The 4286-nt window shown below is 56.3% G+C and carries 6 protein-coding genes and 1 pseudogene; all 7 read left to right on the top strand.

Going from position 1 to position 4286, the window contains the following annotated elements:
* The coding region (locus ACYVDE_RS15745) for a non-canonical purine NTP pyrophosphatase (protein ID WP_460502494.1) at positions 1-199 on the top strand (199 nt) is incomplete at its 5' end.
* Between the two features lie 89 nt (positions 200-288).
* Positions 289-918 carry a uridine kinase family protein gene (locus ACYVDE_RS15740; protein WP_460502493.1) on the top strand — a complete coding sequence of 210 codons (630 nt, stop codon included), beginning with the start codon at positions 289-291 and terminating at the stop codon, positions 916-918.
* Positions 919-1104: 186 nt separating this feature from the next.
* A complete protein-coding gene (locus ACYVDE_RS15735; protein ID WP_460502492.1) occupies positions 1105-1500 on the top strand; it encodes a hypothetical protein in 396 nt (131 codons plus the stop codon).
* 99 nt (positions 1501-1599) lie between these two features.
* Positions 1600-2061: a DUF4268 domain-containing protein gene (locus tag ACYVDE_RS15730; protein ID WP_460502491.1), complete on the top strand. Its 462-nt coding sequence runs from the start codon at positions 1600-1602 to the stop codon at positions 2059-2061.
* A 219-nt stretch (positions 2062-2280) separates the two neighbouring features.
* Positions 2281-2565 carry a hypothetical protein gene (locus ACYVDE_RS15725; protein ID WP_460502490.1) on the top strand — a complete coding sequence of 95 codons (285 nt, stop codon included), beginning with the start codon at positions 2281-2283 and terminating at the stop codon, positions 2563-2565.
* A 268-nt stretch (positions 2566-2833) separates the two neighbouring features.
* The gene (locus ACYVDE_RS15720) at positions 2834-3640 is read left to right on the top strand and encodes a hypothetical protein (RefSeq protein ID WP_460502489.1); all 807 of its coding nucleotides are present in this window, start codon (positions 2834-2836) and stop codon (positions 3638-3640) included.
* 113 nt (positions 3641-3753) lie between these two features.
* Positions 3754-4286 (top strand): annotated as a pseudogene (locus tag ACYVDE_RS15715) (hypothetical protein); the annotation flags it as partial.

The following is a 4286-nucleotide window of genomic DNA, read 5'->3' as shown; positions in this document are numbered from 1 at the left end:
GTTTGCCGGCAAGGTGCCGGGCTACATTACGGCCGAAACCCGCGGCGACCGGGGCTTCGGCTACGACCCCGTGTTTGTGCCCACCGAGGGCGACGGCCGCACCTTCGCCGAGATGAGCGGCGACGAGAAAAACCGCATCAGCCACCGCGCGCGGGCCGTGGCCGGGCTGCTGGCTTTTTTATCAATGAGCAATGACTAATTGTCAATGAGCAATTTGCGAATGATGAGCGGTCAATTGCCTATTGCTCATTGCTCATTGCTCATTGAACCCCATTACCTTTGCCCGTTATGCAGACCCCCTACTTAATTGGTATTACCGGCGGCAGTGCTTCTGGCAAAACCACCTTCCTGCGCCGGCTGCTGGAAGCTTTCCCGGAAGAGCAGATTTGCCTCATTTCGCAGGACAACTACTACCACCCGCGCGAAAAGCAAATGCGCGATGAACAGGGCGTGGAAAACTTCGACCTGCCCGCCAGCATCGACGCGGCCGCTTATGCCGCCGATGTGCTGCGCATCAGCCAGGGCCACGAGGTGCGGCGCAAAGAATACACCTTCAACAACGCGGCCGTAACGCCCAAAGAACTGGTATTCCGGCCCGCCCCCATTGTTGTAGTAGAAGGCATTTTCGTGTTTCACTTCGAAGAAATTGCCCGGCTGCTCAACCTGAAAGTGTACATCGATGCGCAGGAGCACGTGAAGCTGCACCGCCGCATTATCCGCGACCGCGACGAGCGCGGCTATGACCTGGCCGACGTGCTCTACCGCTACACCCACCACGTGGCACCGACTTACGAGCAATTCATCGCCCCCTACAAACACTACGCCGACATCGTGATTCCTAATAACCGCCATTTTGAGCGCGGACTGGAGGTATTGGTGGGCTATTTGAAAGCCCGGATTGGAACAACGGCAGAGTAATAGCTCGCCGGGAGCGAAGGCAGGAGCAGAATAGTAGTGCAGGTATTCTGGAATTTTTTTGAGAAATTTCAGCACTATGTCCGCTAAGCGGTAGTATCTTGGGCGTACTTTCGGCGGCGTCGTTGGTCCTTGGGGCCAATGACGCCGTAGAAGTCTCGGAATCAGCCACTATTTTTCCTCTTCGCCATGAAACGTCTCCTTACCCGCTGCTTTGCCTTGGCCATGTTTCCCGGGCTGCTGGCTTTGGCCGGCTGCGATAAGAACGGCCAGGCGGGTGTGCTGCAGCACCCGGCCAGCAATGCCGCCCTGCGCGCCGTGGTAACGCCCGACAAAGCCTACGACGCCACGTTCGACGCCACGCTCGACAAGCTAAACCAGGAAAACTACCTCATCATTACCAAAGCCGAGCGGGGCAGCGTGTTCACGGTGCACACCGGTCCGCTGCCCGCCGCCGACCACGCCGTGTGCTTCGCCAGCACCAAAAACGCAGGTTTTAAGGAGTGCGTGGAAGAATACTACCACAACGCCGGCGGCGTCGCCATTCAGAACAACGAAGCTGGCTGGTGGGCCACGCCTTTATAGGAGATACAGGGAAGGAGGACCTAGGGGTAGGAGTGCAGGAGTTTAACCCATCTTTGTTCAACTCTTGCCCTCTTCTTCCCATACCCTCCTACTCTAAAAATGTATAGCAAAGCGGAAGTTACCCAATTGCGCCAGGCATTCTGGACGGCTTTTGGGCAGTATATGGCCCCCGTGCCCTCGGCCGAGGGCGACACCACCAACTGGATAAACTACAAGACGGGCCTCAAAAACGTGTATTTCCGGATGCAGGCCGACAAGGCGCGCGCCAGCATCGCCATCGAACTCACCCATCCCGACGCGGGCATTCGCGAGCTGTTCTGGGAGCAGTTTCTGGAGCTGCGCACGCTGCTGCACGAAACCTTGGGCGAAGAATGGACCTGGGAAGCCGACTACGTCGACGCCCACGGCCAGGTGCTGAGCCGCATCTACACCGAACTGGCCCCGGTGAACCTGTTCAACCGCGACGACTGGCCCCGGCTGATTTCGTTTTTTAAGCCGCGCATCGTGGCGCTCGATGCCTTCTGGGCCGATGCGCAATGGTCGTTTGAGGCGTTGAAGTAGGGAATGACCATGCAATGCAAAAATATTGGTTTCGCTATTGCGCCAATGGGTGTGTGGGGGGGGTATTGTTATATTTACTTCATCCAATTCAATCTGCATCTTCCCAGTTGAATTGGCTCAGCGGCATTACTGGATTGCCTCTCCACATATGATTGATTACCATATGGGCAAAGCCGAAAACCAATTTTGAATAGAGTAGGCGTTTCCTTTCATTTTACCATGAAAAATCTACTGCTTCGTTTTAGCCTGCCATTGTCGATTGTAGCACTAATTACTACCGGCATTATGACCGGATGCGACAAAAAAGAAACTCTTACAGACGTAAACCAAACGGTGCAAAAGGCGCAGAATGCTGAGCAGGTGACCGCAGATGCTGACTACGACAACGTGTTCAAGTCTACTACCGCCATGCTTGATAATGAAAGCTATTTGACGATAACGAAAGCGGAAGGAGGATATGTATTTACCATAAAGAGCGGCACTGCTATTGTTAATCGCCAATAGAGCCTGTTTGTCATGACACGGATGCTTCTCTTACCTTCGCTCGGTGTTGCCGCGACTATGTGAACGCCCATGGTTGCATTAATGTAACGCACACCAATAGCGGTGGATGGAATGGGTGGGCTTGCGGCGGTTAATTACTACTATTGAATTATTTACAACTGGCGTAAGGCAGTTTAATAAACCCTCGTTCTTTCGGTGGACGGGGGGGTTAATTGCATATGTTATAAATATCCCATTAATAAACTTTGTCAACCCAGCCCTGCAAATTTTGCCGCGCATCGTGGCGCTGGATGCCTTTTGGGCCGACGCGCAGTGGAGCTTTGAGGCACTGAAGCAGCGATTCAATAGGTACACTACTATATTTCAAAGTATGCCCTATAAACAGGTAGCAATTGACGATGAGATGTTTGCCTGGGACGTGGTCCCGGGCTGGGAACGCAGCTTCGGTGTTCGCTTCGCCCAATACGACTTTGCCCAGGCCACTACGGTGGGCGATGTATGGGCGGTAGTAGAAAGGCATCTGATTGCGCAGGTAGGCGAAAACCCATCGGGACAAAACGTGGCCTGCACCACGCAACGCACGTTTTACCGGCTGCGACGCGCCCTGCTGACGCAGGGCGTAAAGCGGGAAGCGGTATTTCCGAAAGCCCAGCTTAATGCACTATTTCCGCGGCGCGGGCGCTGCCGGCAGTGGCGCACGCTGCAACAGGCCAGTGAACTGCCGCTGCCTGCTCTGCGCATGTCCCCGGTGCTGTACGTGACCATCTGGGCGTTGAGTTCGGTTATTTACTGGCCAATCGCCCCTAATTTGGGCCAGGCGGCAATTGCCGGGCTAGCAACAGCCTTGGTTAGCAGCGGCATGCGGTGGCTGCAGTGGCATTTCGCTTCTGGTACGCTGGGCGAACTCACGGCTGACATGGTTGCTGCACAATATCGAGTGCTCGCGCATTCTCACATTCGCAACAACATGGGCGAAATGCGGGATATTGTGCTGCAAGGAATTGCCCGCTGCGGGATTGAGGAGGAAGAAATTGACTACGACGAGCTGCGCGACGGCACGAAACTGGTGTTTTAACATTCTCACGACTAGACTGCTACACCGGTATCCACACATAACCCCGGACACTGGCGCAGCGACTTGCCCGCATTCGCGCGCAATCGGTATCTTTGCAGACCCCGTACTTGCCCATGCTGGTTCTGTTATCCCGTTTTTGGTTCTCGCTCCGCTTTGCCCTGCTCGCCGCCACGGTGCTGCTGGTGCTGGGCCTGCCATACTCGTTTATTGAGCTACCCTTGTTCGACCCGCGCGTGTACGCCGCGGCGTGGTGGACACCCTCACTCGGCGACCTGCTCCTGAATGCACTGCTTGTCTTGCTGGTGGCGGTGGGCGCGGTGGCTCTGTGGCGTCGCTACAACGCGCTCAGTCGCCTGCCAGCCCCGTCGGGGCTGCAGGGCCAGTTGGTGGCGGCGGCCATCATTGGGGCGAGCTTTGCCAGCTGGCTGGGGCTGCTATTTACCTATTACACCACCGCCTTTGGCAGTTCGCAGCTCAGCCTCGATGTAAGCCGCAGCGTGCAGCCCAGTGGTTTTTGGGTGGTGCTGGGGCTGGCGGTGCTGCTGCACACGGCTGCGTGGCTCACGGGGTTGTTTGGGCTGACGCAGGCCGCTGGGGCAGTGCTGCGCCACGTGCCGCGGCGCGTGCTGCTGTGGGGGCCATTGGC

Source organism: Hymenobacter agri, assembly GCF_054778495.1.
This window is presented reverse-complemented; position numbering and strand designations above follow the sequence as displayed.

What these genes read in the sequence shown, in the direction of transcription:
- ACYVDE_RS15730 (WP_460502491.1), top strand. Translation starts at nt 1,600, where the DNA reads ATGTATAGCAAAGCGGAAGTTACCCAATTGCGCCAGGCATTCTGGACG.
- ACYVDE_RS15735 (WP_460502492.1), top strand. Translation starts at nt 1,105, where the DNA reads ATGAAACGTCTCCTTACCCGCTGCTTTGCCTTGGCCATGTTTCCCGGG.
- ACYVDE_RS15740 (WP_460502493.1), top strand. Translation starts at nt 289, where the DNA reads ATGCAGACCCCCTACTTAATTGGTATTACCGGCGGCAGTGCTTCTGGC.
- ACYVDE_RS15725 (WP_460502490.1), top strand. Translation starts at nt 2,281, where the DNA reads ATGAAAAATCTACTGCTTCGTTTTAGCCTGCCATTGTCGATTGTAGCA.